Raw genomic sequence first — 19,591 nt, forward strand, 5'->3', positions numbered from 1 at the left:
GGAAACGGGCAGGTGTTTTTCTGTCATCTTCAACTTCCGGCTTTTTTCTTTTTGTATATTTGTGAACTAAATTTAGAAGAATGAGTTGTCTTTTATTCATAAGCGGCGGAGAGTTGGTTCTGGTAATGTTGTTAGCTTTGCTGTTTTTCGGTTCGAAAGCTATTCCTGACATTGCTAAAACACTTGGAAAAGGTATGCGTGAGTTCAAAAAAGCCACCAACGAAATTAAACGCGAGCTGGAAGCCAACACCTCTGATATAAAAAAGGACATCAACGATGTCACTTCAACGGTAACGAAAGAAACCTCTGAGATAAAAAAAGGAATTACTGATAATTTCCAGGATTAATCACATTCAAAATACACCTCCTTGGCAATAGCCTTTTATATCTTTTTGTTGCTGCTGAGCTTTGTTTTGCTGGCGCGAATTGTGGATTTGTTTTTTATCGCATCGCTCGATAAAATATCCAGAGATCTTCGTATGTCAAGCGATGCAGCCGGTGCAACTTTGATGGCAGTGGGGTCGAGTGCTCCCGAGCTTTTTGTGGCCCTGTTTGCTGTACTAAAACCTGGCGAACACCAGGTAATTGGTATTGGCAGCATAGTAGGAAGTGCCATTTTTAATCTTCTGGTAATTGTAGGTGCAGCTGCTTTGGTAAAAAGCACGAAACTGAACTGGAAACCGATGTTTCGCGATATACTTTTCTATACGCTTACGGTTATATTATTGGTTGTTTTTATTTGGGACGGCCATTTTTCGCTGCTCGAAGCCATTGCTTTTTTGGGATTGTATGTGATTTATGTGATAGCTGTTATCTACTGGCACCGCATTATGCCGTATAACGATGTGGAATTCGAAGAAGGAGTTGAAGATGCACACGGGGAGCACAACAAGATCACTCGTCCGTTGGACCAGTTTTTGAAATTTATTTTCCCCAGGGTAGAACGGTATTATCTCGTTTTCTTTTTCTCGATTTTATTGATTGCAGCACTTAGTTATGTGCTGGTAGAAGTAGCGGTGAAAACAGCCCATTTGATGAATATTCCCGAAGCGATAATCGCGTTGACGGTGTTAGCGGTTGGTACGTCTATCCCCGATTTATTTTCGTCGATTATTGTCGCGAAACAGGGCAGAGGAGATATGGCCGTCAGCAATGCCGTAGGTTCAAATATTTTTGATATACTGGTAGGTCTTGGTCTCCCGTTCCTGATCGTCATGTTGCTTTCGGGCGGGACCATTGATGCAGGCGGCGATCTTGTAAACTCTGTATTGATTTTATTCGGCTCAGTGATTTTGCTGATCGGACTTTTGCTTGTTCGGCGTTGGAAAGTTGGAAAATTCACCGGGTTTGTTTTGGTTGCGGCATATTTAGCTTATGTCATCTACGAGATTATGAAACTGTAAATTTGCTGTTTTGATAAGAGCTCAGAATATACATAAATCGTTTGGAAACCTGAAAGTATTGAAGGGCATTGACCTGGAAATACCTCAGAAGAAAATCTATTCGATAGTGGGAGCCAGCGGGGCAGGCAAAACTACCTTGTTACAGATATTGGGCACATTGAGCAGGCCCGACGAGGGTGAAGTTTATTTCGGTGAGAAGAAAATTTCTGCTCTGTCCGAAAAACAACTAGCTGCCTTTCGGAACAAGGAAATCGGTTTTGTTTTTCAGTTTCATCATTTATTGCCCGAGTTTACCGCACTCGAAAATGTTTGTATCCCGGCTTTTATTGCCAAAACGGCCAAAACAAAGGCAGAAGCTAAAGCCAAAGAATTGCTTGATTTTTTGGGGCTTACCGAAAGAATGGAGCACAAGCCTTCCGAGCTGTCAGGTGGCGAGAAGCAGCGGGTGGCTATGGCACGGGCGCTGATTAACGATCCTTCCGTAATTATGGCCGATGAACCTTCGGGTAATCTCGATTCGAGCAACCGTGACGAGTTGCACGATTTGTTGTTTAAATTACGCGACGAACTCGGCCAGACCTTCATCATTGTAACCCACGACGATCATTTTGCAGAACGTTCCGATCGCATCATTCATATCAAAGACGGAGTGATTGAATAAAACCATGGATTTTGATACGTTAAAAGCCTTTTTGGACGAAAAGGTGGAGAAATTCTATCGCCCCGAATTTATCGAATCCGATCCGATCCAGGTTCCACACAGGTTTTCAAAAAAAGAAGATATTGAAATTGCCGGGTTTCTGGCTGCTACCATTGCCTGGGGTAACCGGGCGGCTATCATAAAAAATGCCTTGCATTTAATGCAACTGCTGGATGAAGAACCACACAGTTTTGTCCTGAATGCGTCTTCGGGTGAGCTAAAGCGGCTGAAAAAATTTGTACACCGCACCTTCAACGGCGACGATTGTATTTATTTCATTCAGTCTCTGCGAAATATATACGCCAATCATGGTGGGCTTCAAAAAGTATTTGAAGATGGCTTTTTAGGTGATCAAACGGTTTGGGCTTCACTGGCACATTTTCACAGGGTGTTTTTTGAACTGAAAGGTGAACGCACGCAAAAGCATGTATCGAATGTAACAAAAGGAGCATCGGCCAAGCGCTTGAACATGTTTTTGCGATGGATGGTGCGGGAAGATAAAGCCAAAGTTGACTTCGCGCTGTGGAAAGGAATTCCGGCTTCGGCACTTATGTTGCCTTTGGATGTTCACACCGGGAATGTAGGACGAAAATTAGGCTTGCTCGAACGTAAATCAAGCGACTGGAAAGCGGTGGAGGAGATCACTGCAAATCTGCGTCGTTTCGACCCTGATGATCCCATAAAATACGACTTTGCCTTATTTGGGCTGGGTGTATTTGAAAAGTTTTGATTTCATAACCCGTTACACAAAGAACCTCGAAGAATGCACAAAGAATCTCTGAGGATCTTTGAGTTAACTCTGTGAAACTTTGTGTAAATTAATAGCTCAATCCAAAGCACATTAAAAATGACAGAGAATGAAATTTCTAACCTCGTAATCGGAAAGGCCATCGAAATTCACAAAGCACTTGGACCCGGCTTGCTGGAATCTGCCTATAAAGAATGCCTGTTTTACGAATTGACTGCGGCGGGTTTAAAAGTGGAAAAAGAGAAGCCTGTGCCAATTATTTACAAGGAAATCAAACTTGACCATGGTTACAGAATTGACCTACTGGTAGAAAACAAAGTGGTAGTGGAATTAAAAACCGTAGAAACTTTTACAGATGTACATTTTGCCCAAGTTTTGACCTATTTGAAAATTGGAAACTTCCACTTAGGTTTGCTGCTTAATTTTAATGTGCTTCGATTAAAAGATGGTATCAAACGTTTTATAAGGTAATGGGCAGAAACAACTATTTTCAATTTAAACAGTTTAAGATTCTTCAGGAAAAATCTGCTATGAAAGTGGGTGTCGACGGAGTCTTGTTAGGCGCCTGGGTTCAAGTAAATTCAGCAACGCAAATACTTGATGTGGGAACCGGAACCGGTTTGATTGCCCTGATGCTGGCTCAACGTTCTGACGCGCAAATTACTGCCATAGATATTGAAGAAAAAGCCGTTAGTGAGGCAACGATGAATGTAAATGCTTCAGTATGGAAAGATCGCATTGAAGTATGCCATGCTTCTTTGCAGGAATTTGCCAGATCTGATCGGCAGAAGTTTGATCTGATCGTATCCAATCCTCCCTTTTTTAGCCGCGCAACCCGTGCTGCCTTTGCCGAACGAACCATTGCCCGCCACAACGATTTCCTACCGTTTCCAGAGTTGATAAGCTGTTCTGCCCAACTACTGACGGAAAATGGAAGGATCGCATTGATTTTGCCGTTTGAAGCCATGGACGAAATCCGGAAAGTGGCCACTAATAATGAGCTGTGGTTACAGCGCAAAACCGATATTTTCCCCAAAACAGGTAAAAAAGCAAACCGTGTATTACTGGAGTGGGGAATGAAAGAAACTGTCCTCAACGAAGACAGTTTGACGATATATGATGCTGATGGTTCTTTTACAAAAGAATATGTAACGCTGACACGAGACTTTTATCTGAAATTTTAGGCCAGAAAAAGAAAGGGATTAAAGATTCGGTCCATGCGGTTCGAGAATTTCCGAATAGCCTGTTTGTCCATTTTCGATGCACTGTGATCGATTTTGGCAACTTTCCGAACAATAAACTTTTCCAGGAAATTCATCTTTTCAAAATTAAATTCGCCACCCAAACAAGCAGTAGCTTTGGCATGGTTGAGCAAATCTTCGGGATACGCATTCGAAAGATGAGTTTGAGCTTCCTCTCCCTCGTCCATGCAGCAAATAAAAAGGCCCAGTTCTTTTTCTTTCAGATCAGCGGCATGTTGTTTACAAAACGATTTGATGCGTTTTTGAATTTGTCCTGCGTGAATAGAACCTCCTACAATGATCCGGTCAAAAGATGAAAGATCGGGCGCTTTCTCCTTTTTCAGGTTGCAAAGCACGACATCCTGCCCCAGCAATTGTTGTAATTCACGGGCTATTGTTTCAGTGCATCCATGTGTGGTGCAATAGGTGATTAAAGTTTTCATACTGTATCTTGTTTATTTTCAATGGTCCGACAACTGAAGGATGGAATTTACCTGTTTAACGTCACGAATTACAGCTATATGCTCATTTCGCTGGTAATTGTTTTGGCTTTTCCCCGATAAAGAATGTTAATGTGCTTTCAATAATTTCTATTTAAAATTAGGCACTTATGGTAAACAATGGTGTTAAGAATCGGTTAATTGTCTGTAATTATCGGTCAAAATAAAATACTAAAAAGTATTTAAATAAAAAAGTTCTATTTTTGCACAAAATATTAAGGATAACACCATGACAATTGATATGAAACCAGAAATACAGATTGATGCGAATTATTACAAGATTGCTGAAATTCGTAGGTTAACCGAACACGCATTTATACTTTCAATGCCCCGAAGCCGTTTTAAATTTGTGCCCGGGCAGCATGTGTCGCTGTCTATTCCGGGCGATTATCAAAGCCGGGAATATTCCATTTACAGCTCGGAAGAAGGAACCCATCTGGAAGTGCTGGTAAAGGAAGTAGAGGGAGGTTATTTTTCACCCAAATTGTCGCATTTGAAGGAAGGCGATATGGTTGAAGTACATGGGCCGTTTGGTAAATTCGGATTGGACGAAAAGAACCTGAAAACGAACAAGCATGTTTTTATTGCCAGCGGAACCGGCATTGCGCCATTTCACAGTATGGTTCAAAGTAATCCAGGATTGGACTACCATTTGATTCACGGCGTTCGGTATGCTGACGAAGCTTACGAAAAAGAGGCTTACGAAGCAGATCGGTTTACGCTTTGCACGTCGCGTGACGACAGAGGAAATTTTAAAGGACGTTTGACCGAGTACCTTAAGAAAACGGATTTCGACAAAAACACTTCGTTTTATCTTTGCGGAAACAGCGATATGATTTTCGACTCGATGGAGATCCTAAGCGAGAAAGGATTTGGAAGAGAAAACATTAACGTAGAAGTTTACTTCTAAACCGATGATATCTTTTACTGCTTGAAGCAGTTGTTGAGAAAGTTGAGAATGCCATCTCTCTGATTGATCAGAAGGGGTGGCATTCTTGCTTTTGATTATTTTGAGTCGATTTTTTCGCCAAAAGCGAGGTCTCCGGCATCGCCCAATCCCGGAACAATATACGAGTGTGGTGTCATCTCCGGGTCTACAGCGCCCAGCCACAAGGTAACATTGTCGGCTTTTATTTTTTCTTTTACATAGTTAACACCTTCTTCGCTGGCAATAATCGCAACCAGATGAATATGTGATGGTGTTCCTTTGCTGAACAATGCTTCGTACCCAATTTCCATTGATTTTCCCGAAGCCAGCATGGGGTCAGAAAGAATAACTACTTTGTTGTTGAGCGACGGCGATGCCATGTATTCAAACTCAATTTCAAATTTTCCTCCTTCGGTATATTTTCTGAAAGCCGAAATAAAGCAGTTTTCCGCCCGGTCGAAAACCCGGAGAAGCCCGTTGTGCATTGCGAGTCCGGCGCGCAGGATGGTCGCCAAAACAGGCTGGTTCTTTAATTTCGGAACTTTTGCCACACCCAACGGCGTTTGTACGTCTTGTACTTCGAATGCCATTTCCTTACTGATTTCGTAAGCAAATAGTTCCCCAATGCGGTTCAGGTTATCACGAAAACGAAGCGGGTCGGTTTGAATGTTAATGTCACGGATTTCGGCCAGGTATTGGTCCAGTATAGAGTGGTTGTTGCCTAAAGTTTTTATGTTCATATTCTACTATCGCAGTTTATAAAAGTGAGTTTTCTTTTTAAATTTGGTTTCGCGTTTTTCAAGAGAAAAATCCGCGATCTTCTTTGTTGTCAGATGCTGGCTAAAACTGGTTTGAGGGAATAAAAGTGGCTTTAAATCAGGGGAAGCTAAGATTTTTTGATATAAATGACTAATTGACAACATGTACAGTTTATGATAAAACGTATCTATAAAAACCTGTTTTCGGAAAAACTGCGCGTAAAAGTAAGGATTTATTTCAATATACTGATTTCTCCTTTCTATTCAGGTGACCGGTTTTACTGTAATTGTTGTCAAAAATCGTTTAGAATTTTTTTCTCAAAAGGAAATATAGAACGAGAAAATGCCCAATGCCCTTTTTGTGGCTCCCTGGAACGGACGCGGGTTTTGACACTGTACCTGAGAAATGAAACCGGAATTTTTACCATGAAGAGGCCTAAAATTTTGCACATTGCCCCGGAATATTCTCTGTTTCGTATTCTTAAAAAACTTGACGCTGAATATGTGGACGGCGATATCGATCCGGCTTATGCACGGAACGTGGTTGACATTACAGCTATTCATTACCCGGATAACTATTTTGACCTGATTATTTGTTCGCATGTTTTGGGGCACGTTCCTGATGAGGCAAAGGCTGTAAAAGAGCTGTACCGGGTACTTTCTCCGGGTGGCGAGGCAATTATTATGTCTGTTTTAGCCCTCGATTCTCGTGTTACTTTGGAGGATAGCAAGATCGTTTCGCCCAAAGACCGTTTGGCCCGTTACGGAGAACGCGATTTATGCCGTTTGCACGGTCTGGATTTTCAGGAGCGGTTGGAAGCAGGCGGTTTTAACGTGGAAACAATCGATTACCGTACGCATTTCACAGCCGCTGAAAATGCAAAATTCCGCATGGGCGATGGTAAACGAGAGTTGATATTCAGTTGTATAAAATAGCAGGCGTTTAGTGATTCACTTTTGCTTTTCCCACCCATTTTCTCAGAAAGAAGTATAGAAACTCTGCTTTTAGGTTGTTGGCAAAATCGCCTGGCATTTCAACCGGGTACCGTTGAAAGTGCGCACTAACACTGTCGAACTTGAGGCCGGCCGTACCAAAAGTAAGGTCGCAAATCTGCTTTTTTACCAATTTGTTTAGCAGCTTTCCCGAAACTCCGTGGTCGGTAAAAGGGAAGGCGAAGGCTTTTATTTTTGGTTCGAAGTGGCGGTTGATCCACTCCATATTTTTCTCAATTTCATCGAATTGTGCATTTTTTTTCATCAGCCAGAACTCGGGATGGGAACACGAATGGCCGCCAATCGTAAATCCTTGTTTGTGGAGCTGCTTTAGCTGACTTTTGGTCATGTAGGGTTGTTGTTCCTTTAAAAAGGCAGCAAAATCGATTTCGAGCAACTCGGCTGCCTGGTCAATTAGCTCCTTTTGGTGATAAGGCGTTTTTAACAGGTTGTTGCGGAATATGCCATGTTTGGCTAAAAAACTTTCGGTTTCAGAATCGGGGTCTGTCAGTAAGCCGTTTAACAGCAGGCTGGCTTTGTAACGGTGAAAAAGCGCCTTGTTGCCCACAAAATCAGAATTGATAAAGAAGGTGGCCGGAATTCCTTTCCGCGATAAAATGGGGGCAATTATTTCGGCACATTCGCTGAGCCCGTCATCAAATGTCAGATGAAATTTTTTCCCGGAACCGTGGGGGTTTTCATGAAACTCCTCCAGCGAAACGGGCGTAAAATATTTTAATAAGTAATCGAGTTCGCTTTCGAATGTGTTGGCATCTCTGTACGGATAGTTCAGAACATGGGCCAAATGACTGTTGCTTACTGTGTGGTAAAAGGGCAGAAAAGCGGGAGTGTTTAGCCCGAATAGAGTTTTTCCCGGAACAATCCGCGCCATTTGTTTGCATATAAAACGAGGAATATTTGGCATGTGAACTCAGGATTTGATCCACCGAAGTGGCAAAGGTAAACCATTGTATTTAACCCGGAAATAGGTTTCGGGGTAACTTCCGAAGCCGCTGAAAAAGTGAGCAATGCCCGGCACTGTGGAGCCCTCAAAATCAAGCATCGTTTTTTTTCCTGCATTTTCACGGATAAAGCCGTCGATCAGAAGCCGCATTGCACCCGATTTCTTGCCCGTTTTGTTGGATACAGAGTCGTGGAAGGTAACGCGGTTGCCGTATTGGCAAAAATAACCGGCCGCACATAATTCGTTGGCAGCAGTGTATATTCCGTAAATTCTCCCAATCCCTTTGTACAGCCCAAATGCGATCAGTCGTTTGGCGGTATTCCAATCTTCTTCCGTGATTTCCCGCCAGGGGTTTTCGGCTTTGAGTTGTAAATAATCATCCAGTTGTATCCCTGCCACAAAGCTCAGGTTTTTTTTATGTGCTTTTTTCAGGTTTTTTCTGGTGTCGGGTGAATACCCCGAAAACAACCCGGCATAATTCATATTTAAAGAGAGAATATAGTTGGTACGGGGCGAAACTTTTAAGTGGACACTGGTATTTTCTACAGGCGTTTTGGTGTTCACCTGTGTATCGCAGTATTTAAACAACTGTGAAATTTTCTGAAAGAAATGCCTAGTAATTTCTTCCGAAGGAGCCGGAAATATTCCCAGTTGCTGGCAGTAATCGGGTTGATAAACATAGGAGATCCCCCATTTTTTTCGCACGGGCAGTGGCATAATAAAATCATAATCGCCCATTACCAGCGCATCCCAGTTGTCGGTAGCGCGGTCGAGGTACCAGGAGGCGGCATAAATGTGCTGGTTGGGGGAATTGTTCAGGCAGTTATCCCACTTATTGTAATCAATGTCCGTATTTTTTATGTACCTAATGTTGGGTTGTTCTTTCATTTGCCCAGCTAAATCCCAGTTTGTTCATTTTCTCAAACACCTCTCTGAATCCCTTCCAGATTCCTTTGTCGTTGACTGTTTCGTTGTGCCAGATACTCACAAATGTACCACCTACATTCTTAACTTCTGTCATGATTTTTTCAATTTCTTCAAAAGCTTTCTCTGGCGACAGTTTAAGGTAGTGGGTAAAAGTTCCGTCCATCACCTGGAAAGGAACCACGAGCAGGTTGGTCGTTGTTTCGCGCTCCAGGTCGTAAAAGTAAAACGGGGTGCAAATTCCAGCCCTGAAACCATGCAGGCAGGAGAATCCCATTGTATAGTCTTCAACGATTCCGCTTTTGATCAACCTTCGGTACGATTTCGGGAATTCAAGACGCAGGAAATGCTGCCGGCTTTTCAGGATATTGCTTTTAAGAATTTTTTCCAGACGAATTCGTTCGGTCCGGGTTTTCTTTCGGTTGCCTTTTTTACTGGACGCAAACGAGGGATGCAGGGCCACATCGTATTTTTCTTTGGTTGCCCTGATCAGTTTTTGATACTGTTTGTTCCGGTGTGAAATATTTTTGTCGTAACGGCCCCAGTCTCCCAGTAAGAAAAAGAACTTCACTTTTTCTTCGTTGCCGTTGAATATGGTATCCAGGTATTCGTAGGTATCATATGGGTCCTTGATTTTTCCGGTAAGTACGTTTAATCTTTCTTTAAATTCCTCCCGGTCTTTAATAAAGGCTCTTGCCAGGGCAGCGCTTGTTCTCCAGCATCCTTTGTTTTTAAAGGCCCATGCATTGTCAATATCAATGGTGGAGATAAAGTTAAACGTACTTTTGGAAAAGCTAAGTGTCGGGTATTTTTCTTTTAGTTTATGGCTGAGCAGGTGAGCCCAAATGTTGACAACCGGTTTTTGGGACAGGTTATATTTTACCAGAATGCTGTTTTGTGGCGTATAACGATCCAGTTTATCGCGCGTTTTATCTGTGTACTCTTCGTGGCGGGTAACCAGGTAGAAGGAGGCGGCCAAAGGGTCGAAAGGCAAATCAGAGTCCTGCGAGCTTTCACAAAAATATTTGTTCCCCTCGTGCCAAACCGGCTGAATGGTTGGTTTGATCATTGCCTTTTGAAACATCAGCCGATGCGGTTTAATGTAGAACTCATCGCCAAATTTCTGAAACGAATAGTTGAACTTAGGCCCGCCGTGTTCCTGGAACTCTTTTGAATTTTTGGTAAAGGCGACCTCGGTTTGCAAAATAGTCGTGAAAATGAGCTTGAAAATGTACTCGATTCGGGGGGTAATTTTTTCGGAGTAGATCAGTATCATTTTGGTTCAGTTTAAAAGTTTAGCATTCCTTCGTCGGCAAAACTGAGGTAATTGTTGTGCCCGATGATAATGTGGTCGAGCACGGCAATGTCCATCGTTTCTGCGGCGGTTTTGATTTTTTTGGTAATTTTTTTGTCGGCATCCGAAGCCTGCATGGTTCCCGACGGATGATTATGGCACAATATAATGGAACTGGCTAGTTTCTCGATAGCAGGTTTCAGAATAATCCTTACGTCGATTACGGTTCCCGAAATACCTCCCTGGCTGATCATAAAAGCATCGATTATTGTATTTCCACGGTTTAGCAGCATCACCCAGAATTCTTCATGGTTCAGGCCTTCGAGTAAAGGAAAGAAATAATCGGCCGCGTCTTTGCTACCCGTAATTTTATTGTTGATGAAGACACCGGCCTCTTTCCGGCGTTTTCCCAGTTCCAGAGCTGCTGCAATGGTTACGGCCTTTGCTTCACCTATGCCGTTAAAGGTTTTTAAAAATTCGATATTTCTTTTGCCCAGTTCATTGAGGTTGTTGTTGGCAGCGGCCAGAATCCGGCGCGATAGTTCAACGGCGGTTTCTTCCAGGTTCCCCGAGCCGATGAGTATGGCAATCAGCTCGGCATCGCTAAGCGAACGGGCGCCTTTCGAGAGCAGTTTCTCGCGTGGCCGGTCTTCGGCTGCCCAGTCTTTAATATTAAGTTTTTTGTAGTCGCTCATGCCTCGGAACTTCTCTTTTAAAAATAAACAGAATAAATGATTTGTAAAAGATGAATTTCATTGTTCCGGAACATATGAAAGTTTGGGGTAAAAAAAAACCTCCCCGCAATGCGGAGAGGTCTTCTATCTTGTGAAATTTGCTTCTTACAGTTGATTCACTTTTAAAGCCAGACTTGATTTCAAGTTCGATGCTTTGTTTTTGTGAATGATGTTGCGTTTTGCAAGTTTATCAATCATAGCAACAACGCTAGGGTACAGTTTTGTAGCTTCTTCCTTGTCAGTAGCATTACGCAGCGCTTTAATTGCGTTACGAGTAGTTTTAGCGTAGTACTTGTTGTGTACTCTCTTTTTTTCGTCCTGACGGATTCTTTTTAATGCTGACTTATGATGTGCCATTTTTTTGTTTCCTCTGTTAAAAAATTAGTAGCCCGTAGGGGATTCGAACCCCTGCTACAAGAATGAAAATCTTGCGTCCTAACCCCTAGACGAACGGGCCATCCTGTTTTGTTCCCTTTATTTTGGGATTGCAAAAATACTTCATTTTTGTTATCCACCAAATTTTCAGGATTTTTTTTCAGCTAAAATCGGATCTCTTTTCGTTTAAAAAGCCGTTTTTATTTTAGCGCTGCAAAGAAAAGCAAGTTTTTTGGATTTGCAAATAAAAAAATGCAAAAAGTTTATTTTTATCGCAGTTCGAAGTTCTGTCCGAGGTAAACCCTCCTTACATCTTCGTCGGCTGCAAGTTCTTCTGCGGTTCCGGCTTTCAGGATGTTACCTTCAAACAACAGGTACGAACGATCGGTTATGGTGAGCGTTTCGTGTACGTTGTGGTCGGTAATCAATACCCCGATATTTTTTTCTTTCAGCTTCATTACAATCTCCTGGATGTCTTCCACAGCAATCGGGTCGACACCTGCAAAAGGTTCGTCGAGCAAAATAAATTTCGGATCGATAGCCAATGCGCGTGCAATCTCCGTTCGGCGTCTTTCTCCTCCCGATAATTGAATTCCCTTGCTTTTTCGAATGTGTTGCAGGCTGAATTCATCCAAAAGTGTCTCCAGTTTCTCTTTCTGGTATTCTTTGGTGTAATCGGTCATTTCGAGTACTGCCCTAATGTTGTCTTCGATGCTGAGCTTCCGGAATACCGACGCTTCCTGTGCCAGGTAGCCAATGCCACGTTGTGCCCTTTTGTAAACAGGGAGTTTGGTGATTTCCTCGTTGTCCAGATAAATTTTTCCGGAAAAGGGCTGTATCAGGCCCACGATCATATAAAACGAAGTTGTTTTGCCCGCTCCGTTTGGTCCCAGCAATCCAACAATCTCGCCTTGTTTTACCTCGAAACTAACACCTTTTACAACGGTTCGTTTCCGGTATTTCTTGACAATATTTTCTGCGCGTAAAATCATTTGTGTTCAAATAACGGATTTTTTCCGGATGAATTATGCAGGATCCATCTCCATTTCACGTTTTTTAACCACCCGGCGCGAGATGAAAATACCGACTTCATAAAGAATGATCAACGGAATACAAACCATGATCTGGCTGAAAACGTCAGGTGGCGTAATAATCGCCGACAAGAGCAGCATCACAACATAAGCATGCTTGCGATACGTTTTCATGAATTTTGGCGTCAGGATTCCAACCTTGCTCAAAAAGAAGGAGAAGATGGGTAAAAGAAAAACCACTCCACCTGCCAGCGAAATTGAGGTTACGGTTGATATGTAGGACCGGGTATTGATTTGATTGGTTACCGATTCTGAAACACTGTATGTTCCTAAAAACTGAATGGAAAGAGGTACGATCAGGAAATAGCCAAAAAGTACACCCAGCATAAACAGAACCGAGGTATAAAATACAGCGCCTCCGGCATATTTTTTTTCTTTTTCGTAAAGCGCGGGTTTTATAAACCGCCAGAATTCATAAAAAATAACCGGCGAAGACATTACGATACCGGCGATGATCGAGATCATGATGTGCATCATAAACTGATCCGACATTTTTATGGAAATCAGATGTAGCGGCTGCTGGTTGATATTGAGCGCATCGGTTCCCACCAATTCTCCGAGTTTGGCCAGCATTCGGTTGGTCCAGAAACCCGGGGTCATCGGTTTCATGATTATTGTATCGAAAATAAAACTCTTGAGCGCAAAGGCTACTATTGCAAAAAGAAACACCGCAATAAACGACCGGATGATGTGCCATCTTAATTCTTCGAGGTGTTCCAGAAACGACATTTCTGTTTCTACTTTTTGAGCTTTGCCCTTTTTGGTGCTTTGTTCTTCTCTTGTATTTTCTCCGCTCATTGACTTTCAGTCTTTAAAAACTTCACAAATGTACACGAATTTTTGGCAATTGAAATTTCGCGTTTCTGAAATCTGCAACGCCCTGAATTCTGAGGTTTCGAATATACATATTCTATAATAAGAAGGCGGTAATCGATTAATTTTGCGGTACTGAATTTAAATTGAAGTCATATTTCTATCTGTTTTAAATAGAAAACTTTTCATATTTGTAGTGAGAGAACGAAATGAGGGAAGGTATCGGGCTCCGGACAGATTTTGTGAAAACAAACGACTAGCTTTAAAAATCATTAAAAAGCATTGCTGTTTTATTTACTTTTAATAAATTAGAAATCGCTATATCAACAAGAGTATATTGCGGAAGAGTTAGTTATGGATAAGGATATTGATTTACTGGAGCGATTGCAGTATTTTTTTGGGTTCGATCGTTTCAAAGGACAACAGGAAAATGCTATCAAAAATGTGTTAGATGGGAATAACACGTTTGTGTTGATGCCGACGGGGGGAGGAAAATCGCTGATATACCAGTTACCCGCTTTGATTATGGACGGGACTGCCATTGTTATTTCACCACTTATAGCTTTAATGAAGAATCAGGTCGACTCGATTCGGGGAATGAATGCCGAAGATAATGTGGCTCATTTCCTGAATTCATCGTTGTCGAAAGCGGCTATTACGCAGGTGAAAGAAGATGTAATCGCGGGAAAAACCAAGTTGTTGTATGTTGCGCCTGAGTCGTTGACAAAGGAGGAAAATATTGAGTTTCTGAAACAAATCAATATATCGTTTTATGCGATAGATGAAGCGCACTGTATCTCGGAATGGGGGCATGATTTCAGGCCTGAATACCGTCGGATTAAACCTATCGTTGAAGAAATCGGAAAATCGCCGATTGTTGCTTTAACTGCAACCGCAACCGCCAAGGTTCAACACGATATTCAGAAAAACCTCGGGATTCTGGATGCACAGGTTTTCAGGGCTTCGTTTAACCGCGAAAATCTATACTACGAAGTACGTCCGAAGGTGAAGACGGTTAACCAGATCATAAAATTCATCAAGCAAAACGAGGGGAAATCGGGTATTATTTATTGTCTGAGCCGGAAAAAGGTGGAAGAGCTGGCCGAAAATCTGCAGGTGAATGGAATTAAGGCGCTGGCCTACCATGCAGGGATGGATGCCAACACGCGCTCTACCAACCAGGATAAATTTCTGATGGAAGAAGTGGATGTGATTGTGGCCACGATTGCATTTGGAATGGGGATCGATAAACCCGACGTGCGGTTTGTTATTCACTACGATATTCCCAAAAGCCTGGAGGGGTATTACCAGGAAACCGGGCGTGCCGGCAGGGATGGCGGAGAAGGGAAATGCATTACCTTTTATGCCTACAAAGACATCCAGAAACTGGAGAAGTTTATGCATGGCAAACCGGTGGCCGAGCAGGAAATCGGAAAACAGCTTTTGCTCGATACGGTATCTTATGCCGAGTCTGCAATTTGCCGGAGAGTAATCCTTCTGCATTATTTTGGTGAAAAATATGAGCCCGAAAATTGTGGTAACTGTGATAACTGTTTGAATCCGAAAGAACAGATTGAAGCTCAGGAAGAAATCGTTACTGCGTTAAAGGCCATTTTGGAAGTCAACGAAAAATACAAAGGCGATCACATTGCCAATATTCTGATCGGGAACAAAACTGCCGCCATAAAGTCGTTCAAGCATTACACGCTGGAATCGTTTGGCAGCGGAGCCGATCACGACGAACGTTTCTGGAATGCAGTATTCCGCCAGTCGATGGTTGCCGGTCTGATTAATAAGGATATTGAAAACTACGGATTGTTAAAAGTTACGCCTGCCGGTCACGACTACCTGGCAAATCCGACCAGTTTTATGCTGGTAAGAAATCATGATTACGAGGAAGAGGCAGAAAACGAAGGGGGAGCTCCTTCCGGAGGTTCCAGCGGCGACCCACAGTTGTTTTCGATGTTGAAGGACTTGCGAAAACGCATTGCGAAGCGGCACAGCCTTCCACCGTTTGTGATATTTCAGGATCCGTCGTTGGCTGATATGTCTATTCAATATCCGGTAACCATTGAAGAGTTACAGAATATACAAGGCGTGGGTTCAGGTAAAGCCCGCCGCTATGGTCGCGATTTTGTGGAGCTGATTAAGCAATATGTCGAGGATAACGATATTGAACGACCCGAAGATATGGTGGTGCGTACCGTAGCCAACAAGTCTAAAATGAAAGTCTTCATTATTCAAAGTATCGACCGCAAATTATCCTTCGACGACATCGCCGAATCGCAGGGAATCGAAGTTTCGGATGTAATCAGCGAAGTGGAGGCGATTGTTAATTCGGGAACGAAGCTAAATATCGACTACTACATTAACGATGTGCTGGACGAAGATCACCAGGACGAAATTTTTGACTATTTCAGGGAAGCCAAAACAGATTCGGTTCAGGATGCTTTGGATGAGCTGGGAGAGGATGAATATTCCGAAGATGATATCCGGCTGATGCGTGTCAAGTTTTTCTCCGACATGGGGAATTAATATACCGGGAAACATATTCAACTTTTTATTTGCAAAAATGTTACTTTTGCAGCGCTAATTCATTTTGTGTCAATTAATATAATACTATATGACTGTTGCAGTTAACGAAAAAATGGCCTACAAAGTCGCAGATATAACACTGGCTGATTTTGGGCGAAAAGAAATAGAGATTGCGGAGAAGGAAATGCCGGGCTTGATGTCGATCCGGAGAAAGTTTGGTCCGGCGAAGCCATTAAAAGGAGCCCGTATTATGGGGAGTCTTCATATGACCATTCAAACAGCAGTGTTGATTGAAACACTGGTTGAACTGGGGGCAGATGTGCGTTGGGCAAGCTGCAATATTTTTTCGACACAGGATCATGCGGCAGCGGCTATCGCCGAGGCCGGGATTCCGGTATTTGCCTGGAAGGGTGAAACGCTGAAAGATTACTGGTGGTGTACCGAGCAGGCCCTGGATTTTGGAAATGGCCTTGGCCCAAATGTAATAGTAGACGACGGAGGCGATGCAACCATGATGATCCATCGTGGATATGAAGCAGAAAGAAACGCTGCTATTTTGGACGAACCGGTGGGAGGTGAAGATGAATTGCAGCTTAACCTCATACTGAAGCAAATTCTGGAAGAAGACCCAACACGCTGGCAGCGGGTGGCCAAAGAGGTAAAAGGAGTTTCGGAAGAAACCACTACCGGGGTTCACCGTTTGTATCAGATGCAGGCAGAAGGGAAATTGTTGTTTCCGGCGATCAATGTGAATGACTCGGTTACCAAATCGAAATTTGATAATCTGTATGGTTGTCGTGAATCTTTGGCCGACGGTATAAAACGCGCCACCGATGTAATGATTGCTGGTAAAGTGGTGGTAGTTGCAGGTTACGGTGATGTGGGTAAGGGTTGCGCACACTCGATGCGTAGTTATGGCGCGCGCGTAATTGTTACCGAAATCGATCCCATTTGTGCGCTTCAGGCGGCCATGGAAGGTTTCGAGGTAAAAACCATGGAAGATGCCTTAAGTGAAGGAAACATTTATGTTACCACTACGGGTAATAAAGATGTGATCACCGGCGAGCACATGGCTAAAATGAAAGATCAGGCCATTGTGTGCAATATCGGGCACTTCGACAATGAAATCCAGGTCGCTCGTCTTGAAAAATGGCAGGGTATCCGGAAAACAAACATTAAACCGCAGGTTGATAAGTATACATACGAAGACGGACATTGTATTTATTTACTGGCCGAAGGACGTTTGGTCAATTTGGGTTGTGCCACCGGTCATCCTTCGTTTGTAATGAGTAACTCATTTACCAACCAGTCGCTCGCACAAATCGAACTCTGGCAGAAGGATTACGAAGTGGGAGTATATACCCTTCCGAAAAAACTCGACGAAGAAGTAGCTCGTTTGCATCTCGAACAGATTGGCGTAAGGTTAACCACGCTTACCGATGCCCAGGCTGCGTATCTGGGTGTACCGAAGGAAGGGCCTTATAAATCGGAGCATTACCGCTATTAATCGAAAGAAAGATAAAATAGCAACGGGTCTCAGTTTTGGGGCCCGTTTTTAGTTGTATACCCTCAGCATGTCGCCAAGAAGCGATACATTATACTGCTTGAGCGGCGCTGAAGCCGGGCCCTTTACAACGTTGCCGCCAACAAATACAAATTCTGACTGGCAGCAGGAACAGGTCCCCACCAAGCCTTTGTTTTCTACCCGGCAGTTGGTATTGATTTCGTTGGTACAGGCAGCATCGAAAGCATAATACGATCCTTCGAGTTCACAGTAGACAACAACTCCGCCAAAGCCCGCCTGAGGAAAATAGGCAGAGTTCCCCGGGACTCTCAGTTCGTTGTAGATGTTTAGATTGACCTGGAAGGAAACAGGAACTTCCGGAATCTGCGAATCAATCTCTTTACACGACAGGGAGGATAACAATACCAGCATGAAAAAAAATAAATACTTTCCACTTCTTAAAATCAACTGCTTCATTTTTATTATTTTTACTGGAAGTATCAAAAGTAGTATTTTATTGTTTAGGCTGTGATGCATGGATGATTTGATCGTCATATTATTAACGATTCTGGTTGCGGTGGTTGGGGTGCTCAATCAACGAAAAAAGAAAAAAGAAGGACTGCGACCGGGAGCAGAAAGTGCGGGTCAGCCTGCCGATTTCTGGGAAATGCTCATGCAGCAGGAGGAACAAAGGCCCGTGTATCAACCGTTCGACGAGGAGGAAGAGCCTGCAGAAGAAGTGGTGGTTGCGGTTCCGAAACCCGAGCCTGTTTATTCGTTTAAGGCAGAAGCCGAAGGCAGTTCGGAAGTGGTTGAGAAGATGAAAATTCTTCAGCGTCCGCAGAAAAAGAAGGTGTTGATTGATGGGGAGAGATTTTCCATTCGAAAGGCGGTTATCTATAATGAAATCATGAATCGGAAATATACTTAAGCGGCTATAAATCATTCATTATGAATAATTTTTCGCTGGGATCATTTCCGAATTGAATAAATTTTTTACATTTGCAGTAAAGGAAGGGTCCCGGATAACCGGGATTCTTTCTATTTTTTTGTACACTATCATAATATTAAATTGAAAATTGAGGAGGATAAGAAATGTCCGAAGTAACATATTTAACGCAAGACGGACTGAATAAGCTAAAGAAGGAGCTTGAGCGTCTGGTAACGGTAGAAAGACCGAAGATTTCAAAGCAAATTGGAGAGGCCATCGAAAAGGGCGATATCTCTGAAAATGCAGAGTACGATGCAGCAAAAGATGCACAGGGAATGTTGGAAGCCAAAATTGCCCAGTTGCAGTCGAAAGTGGCCAGCGCACGTATTCTTGACGAGTCAAAAATTGATACATCAAAGGTTCAGATTTTGAATAAGGTAACGATTCGCAACCAAAAAAATAATGCAACCATGCAATATACACTGGTGCCTGAGAGCGAAGCGAACCTGAAAGAAGGAAAGATCTCTGTTCAGACACCTATTGCAAAAGGATTGATTGGGAAAAAAGTAGGTGATGTGGTGGAAATTAAAGTTCCGTCAGGTGTCATTCCTTTCGAAATTGTAGAAATCTCAATTTAGTAATACAATGGCAAGCATTTTTACCCGTATTGTAAACGGCGAAATCCCGGCTTATAAAGTTGCTGAAGACGAAAACTTCTTGGCTTTTCTGGATGTTTTTCCAACAGCAAAGGGACATACTTTGGTGATCCCCAAAAAAGAGGTAGACTACCTTTTTGATTTGGACGACGAATTGTACGCCGGATTGCAAATGTTTGCCAAAAAAGTAGCGATTGGATTACAAAAAGCCATCCCCTGCGTAAAGGTAGGTGTTATGGTTTTAGGCCTCGAAGTGCCGCATGCACATATTCATCTCGTCCCGATGCAGAGCGAAAAGGATCTGCTTCAGTTTACGGAGAAGACGAAATTTCCGCCGGAAGAGATGGAGGCCATCGCAAAATTGATTGCCGAAATGACTAGTCCTAAATAAGCGTTACAGATTATTGGACTAAGTTAATAGATTCACAGACCGTTTCAAAGCTAGCTTTGAAACGGTCTGTTCTTTTATAGCTTTTAATTTTAATGGTATCTTGTTTGT

The 19,591-nt window shown here is 42.8% G+C and carries 23 protein-coding genes and 1 tRNA gene; 13 read left to right on the forward strand and 11 right to left on the reverse strand.

Annotated elements, in window-relative coordinates:
- The first annotated feature begins 80 nt into the window (after nucleotides 1–80).
- The 6 genes from MR764_RS06885 to MR764_RS06910 all read left to right on the forward strand — a co-directional run bounded on the left by MR764_RS06885 (nucleotide 81) and on the right by MR764_RS06910 (nucleotide 4,035).
- Entirely contained in the window at nucleotides 81–347 is a 267-nt protein-coding gene (locus MR764_RS06885) for a twin-arginine translocase TatA/TatE family subunit (protein ID WP_247978672.1), read from the forward strand.
- Between the two features lie 21 nt (nucleotides 348–368).
- Entirely contained in the window at nucleotides 369–1,403 is a 1,035-nt protein-coding gene (locus tag MR764_RS06890; protein ID WP_247978673.1) for a calcium/sodium antiporter, read from the forward strand.
- 10 nt (nucleotides 1,404–1,413) lie between these two features.
- On the forward strand, nucleotides 1,414–2,064 hold the full coding sequence (locus tag MR764_RS06895) for an ABC transporter ATP-binding protein (protein ID WP_247978674.1): 651 nt from the start codon (nucleotides 1,414–1,416) through the stop codon (nucleotides 2,062–2,064).
- Nucleotides 2,065–2,068: 4 nt separating this feature from the next.
- The gene (locus MR764_RS06900) at nucleotides 2,069–2,833 is read left to right on the forward strand and encodes a TIGR02757 family protein (protein ID WP_247978675.1); all 765 of its coding nucleotides are present in this window, start codon (nucleotides 2,069–2,071) and stop codon (nucleotides 2,831–2,833) included.
- A 117-nt stretch (nucleotides 2,834–2,950) separates the two neighbouring features.
- On the forward strand, nucleotides 2,951–3,322 hold the full coding sequence (locus MR764_RS06905) for a GxxExxY protein (RefSeq protein WP_247978676.1): 372 nt from the start codon (nucleotides 2,951–2,953) through the stop codon (nucleotides 3,320–3,322).
- Entirely contained in the window at nucleotides 3,322–4,035 is a 714-nt protein-coding gene (locus tag MR764_RS06910) for a tRNA1(Val) (adenine(37)-N6)-methyltransferase (protein ID WP_247978677.1), read from the forward strand. Before MR764_RS06905 ends, MR764_RS06910 begins: the two co-directional genes overlap by 1 nt.
- Here the strand turns inward: MR764_RS06910 and MR764_RS06915 are convergent.
- Complete coding sequence (locus tag MR764_RS06915; RefSeq protein ID WP_247978678.1) at nucleotides 4,032–4,535, reverse strand: flavodoxin domain-containing protein; 504 nt, start codon at nucleotides 4,533–4,535, stop codon at nucleotides 4,032–4,034. The genes MR764_RS06910 and MR764_RS06915 overlap by 4 nt on opposite strands.
- Before the next feature lie 298 nt (nucleotides 4,536–4,833).
- Here MR764_RS06915 and MR764_RS06920 point away from each other — a divergent pair, with 298 nt between their 5' ends.
- Nucleotides 4,834–5,502 (forward strand): FAD-binding oxidoreductase, encoded by a 669-nt coding sequence (locus tag MR764_RS06920; RefSeq protein WP_247978679.1) that lies wholly within the window; start codon nucleotides 4,834–4,836, stop codon nucleotides 5,500–5,502.
- A gap of 95 nt (nucleotides 5,503–5,597) precedes the next feature.
- On the opposite strand, the gene upp is transcribed toward MR764_RS06920, so the two are convergent.
- Nucleotides 5,598–6,260 carry a uracil phosphoribosyltransferase gene (gene upp, locus MR764_RS06925; protein ID WP_247978680.1) on the reverse strand — a complete coding sequence of 221 codons (663 nt, stop codon included), beginning with the start codon at nucleotides 6,258–6,260 and terminating at the stop codon, nucleotides 5,598–5,600.
- A 444-nt stretch (nucleotides 6,261–6,704) separates the two neighbouring features.
- Here upp and MR764_RS06930 point away from each other — a divergent pair, with 444 nt between their 5' ends.
- A complete protein-coding gene (locus MR764_RS06930; RefSeq protein WP_247978681.1) occupies nucleotides 6,705–7,214 on the forward strand; it encodes a class I SAM-dependent methyltransferase in 510 nt (169 codons plus the stop codon).
- A gap of 7 nt (nucleotides 7,215–7,221) precedes the next feature.
- On the opposite strand, the gene MR764_RS06935 is transcribed toward MR764_RS06930, so the two are convergent.
- From MR764_RS06935 to tatC, 8 genes are all read right to left on the reverse strand, one after another.
- Nucleotides 7,222–8,196, reverse strand: coding sequence for a polysaccharide deacetylase family protein (locus MR764_RS06935; RefSeq protein ID WP_247978682.1), 975 nt, complete (start codon nucleotides 8,194–8,196; stop codon nucleotides 7,222–7,224).
- A gap of 6 nt (nucleotides 8,197–8,202) precedes the next feature.
- Entirely contained in the window at nucleotides 8,203–9,123 is a 921-nt protein-coding gene (locus MR764_RS06940; protein ID WP_247978683.1) for a hypothetical protein, read from the reverse strand.
- Nucleotides 9,101–10,435 (reverse strand): polysaccharide deacetylase family protein, encoded by a 1,335-nt coding sequence (locus MR764_RS06945; RefSeq protein ID WP_247978684.1) that lies wholly within the window; start codon nucleotides 10,433–10,435, stop codon nucleotides 9,101–9,103. The genes MR764_RS06940 and MR764_RS06945 overlap by 23 nt, the downstream gene beginning before the upstream one ends.
- Nucleotides 10,436–10,446: 11 nt before the next feature.
- On the reverse strand, nucleotides 10,447–11,148 hold the full coding sequence (gene radC / locus MR764_RS06950) for a DNA repair protein RadC (protein WP_247978685.1): 702 nt from the start codon (nucleotides 11,146–11,148) through the stop codon (nucleotides 10,447–10,449).
- A gap of 144 nt (nucleotides 11,149–11,292) precedes the next feature.
- Entirely contained in the window at nucleotides 11,293–11,544 is a 252-nt protein-coding gene (gene rpsT, locus MR764_RS06955; protein ID WP_247978686.1) for a 30S ribosomal protein S20, read from the reverse strand.
- A gap of 28 nt (nucleotides 11,545–11,572) precedes the next feature.
- Nucleotides 11,573–11,644 (reverse strand) — tRNA-Glu (locus tag MR764_RS06960).
- Nucleotides 11,645–11,831: 187 nt separating this feature from the next.
- A complete protein-coding gene (gene lptB / locus MR764_RS06965) occupies nucleotides 11,832–12,554 on the reverse strand; it encodes an LPS export ABC transporter ATP-binding protein (RefSeq protein WP_247978687.1) in 723 nt (240 codons plus the stop codon).
- A gap of 33 nt (nucleotides 12,555–12,587) precedes the next feature.
- Complete coding sequence (gene tatC, locus MR764_RS06970; protein WP_247978688.1) at nucleotides 12,588–13,451, reverse strand: twin-arginine translocase subunit TatC; 864 nt, start codon at nucleotides 13,449–13,451, stop codon at nucleotides 12,588–12,590.
- Between the two features lie 369 nt (nucleotides 13,452–13,820).
- Between tatC and recQ the strand changes: the two genes are divergently transcribed.
- Nucleotides 13,821–16,001 carry a DNA helicase RecQ gene (recQ, locus tag MR764_RS06975; protein ID WP_247978689.1) on the forward strand — a complete coding sequence of 727 codons (2,181 nt, stop codon included), beginning with the start codon at nucleotides 13,821–13,823 and terminating at the stop codon, nucleotides 15,999–16,001.
- Nucleotides 16,002–16,089: 88 nt separating this feature from the next.
- Nucleotides 16,090–17,508: an adenosylhomocysteinase gene (gene ahcY / locus MR764_RS06980; protein ID WP_247978690.1), complete on the forward strand. Its 1,419-nt coding sequence runs from the start codon at nucleotides 16,090–16,092 to the stop codon at nucleotides 17,506–17,508.
- Between the two features lie 48 nt (nucleotides 17,509–17,556).
- Here ahcY and MR764_RS06985 read toward each other — a convergent pair whose 3' ends face one another.
- On the reverse strand, nucleotides 17,557–17,982 hold the full coding sequence (locus MR764_RS06985) for a Rieske 2Fe-2S domain-containing protein (RefSeq protein ID WP_247978691.1): 426 nt from the start codon (nucleotides 17,980–17,982) through the stop codon (nucleotides 17,557–17,559).
- A 58-nt stretch (nucleotides 17,983–18,040) separates the two neighbouring features.
- On the opposite strand from MR764_RS06985, the gene MR764_RS06990 reads away from it, so the two are divergent.
- The 3 genes from MR764_RS06990 (at nucleotide 18,041) to MR764_RS07000 (ending at nucleotide 19,483) form a co-directional block, all read left to right on the forward strand.
- Entirely contained in the window at nucleotides 18,041–18,436 is a 396-nt protein-coding gene (locus MR764_RS06990) for a hypothetical protein (RefSeq protein ID WP_247978692.1), read from the forward strand.
- Nucleotides 18,437–18,600: 164 nt separating this feature from the next.
- Nucleotides 18,601–19,074: a transcription elongation factor GreA gene (gene greA / locus MR764_RS06995; RefSeq protein WP_247978693.1), complete on the forward strand. Its 474-nt coding sequence runs from the start codon at nucleotides 18,601–18,603 to the stop codon at nucleotides 19,072–19,074.
- A 7-nt stretch (nucleotides 19,075–19,081) separates the two neighbouring features.
- Nucleotides 19,082–19,483 (forward strand): HIT domain-containing protein, encoded by a 402-nt coding sequence (locus tag MR764_RS07000; RefSeq protein ID WP_247978694.1) that lies wholly within the window; start codon nucleotides 19,082–19,084, stop codon nucleotides 19,481–19,483.
- The last annotated feature ends 108 nt before the right edge of the window (nucleotides 19,484–19,591 follow it).

Origin of the sequence: Maribellus sp. YY47 (assembly GCF_023111095.1) — a bacterium.
Classification (GTDB): domain Bacteria; phylum Bacteroidota; class Bacteroidia; order Bacteroidales; family Prolixibacteraceae; genus Draconibacterium.

Excerpts from the sequence above, each read along its gene's own strand:
- MR764_RS06885 (WP_247978672.1), top strand. The coding sequence starts at position 81 with ATGAGTTGTCTTTTATTCATAAGCGGCGGAGAGTTGGTTCTGGTAATG.
- MR764_RS06900 (WP_247978675.1), top strand. The coding sequence starts at position 2,069 with ATGGATTTTGATACGTTAAAAGCCTTTTTGGACGAAAAGGTGGAGAAA.
- MR764_RS06905 (WP_247978676.1), top strand. The coding sequence starts at position 2,951 with ATGACAGAGAATGAAATTTCTAACCTCGTAATCGGAAAGGCCATCGAA.
- MR764_RS06910 (WP_247978677.1), top strand. The coding sequence starts at position 3,322 with ATGGGCAGAAACAACTATTTTCAATTTAAACAGTTTAAGATTCTTCAG.
- MR764_RS06915 (WP_247978678.1), bottom strand. The coding sequence starts at position 4,535 with ATGAAAACTTTAATCACCTATTGCACCACACATGGATGCACTGAAACA.
- MR764_RS06920 (WP_247978679.1), top strand. The coding sequence starts at position 4,834 with ATGAAACCAGAAATACAGATTGATGCGAATTATTACAAGATTGCTGAA.
- upp (WP_247978680.1), bottom strand. The coding sequence starts at position 6,260 with ATGAACATAAAAACTTTAGGCAACAACCACTCTATACTGGACCAATAC.
- MR764_RS06930 (WP_247978681.1), top strand. The coding sequence starts at position 6,705 with ATGAAGAGGCCTAAAATTTTGCACATTGCCCCGGAATATTCTCTGTTT.
- MR764_RS06935 (WP_247978682.1), bottom strand. The coding sequence starts at position 8,196 with ATGCCAAATATTCCTCGTTTTATATGCAAACAAATGGCGCGGATTGTT.
- MR764_RS06940 (WP_247978683.1), bottom strand. The coding sequence starts at position 9,123 with ATGAAAGAACAACCCAACATTAGGTACATAAAAAATACGGACATTGAT.
- MR764_RS06945 (WP_247978684.1), bottom strand. The coding sequence starts at position 10,435 with ATGATACTGATCTACTCCGAAAAAATTACCCCCCGAATCGAGTACATT.
- radC (WP_247978685.1), bottom strand. The coding sequence starts at position 11,148 with ATGAGCGACTACAAAAAACTTAATATTAAAGACTGGGCAGCCGAAGAC.
- rpsT (WP_247978686.1), bottom strand. The coding sequence starts at position 11,544 with ATGGCACATCATAAGTCAGCATTAAAAAGAATCCGTCAGGACGAAAAA.
- lptB (WP_247978687.1), bottom strand. The coding sequence starts at position 12,554 with ATGATTTTACGCGCAGAAAATATTGTCAAGAAATACCGGAAACGAACC.
- tatC (WP_247978688.1), bottom strand. The coding sequence starts at position 13,451 with ATGAGCGGAGAAAATACAAGAGAAGAACAAAGCACCAAAAAGGGCAAA.
- recQ (WP_247978689.1), top strand. The coding sequence starts at position 13,821 with ATGGATAAGGATATTGATTTACTGGAGCGATTGCAGTATTTTTTTGGG.
- ahcY (WP_247978690.1), top strand. The coding sequence starts at position 16,090 with ATGACTGTTGCAGTTAACGAAAAAATGGCCTACAAAGTCGCAGATATA.
- MR764_RS06985 (WP_247978691.1), bottom strand. The coding sequence starts at position 17,982 with ATGAAGCAGTTGATTTTAAGAAGTGGAAAGTATTTATTTTTTTTCATG.
- MR764_RS06990 (WP_247978692.1), top strand. The coding sequence starts at position 18,041 with ATGGATGATTTGATCGTCATATTATTAACGATTCTGGTTGCGGTGGTT.
- greA (WP_247978693.1), top strand. The coding sequence starts at position 18,601 with ATGTCCGAAGTAACATATTTAACGCAAGACGGACTGAATAAGCTAAAG.
- MR764_RS07000 (WP_247978694.1), top strand. The coding sequence starts at position 19,082 with ATGGCAAGCATTTTTACCCGTATTGTAAACGGCGAAATCCCGGCTTAT.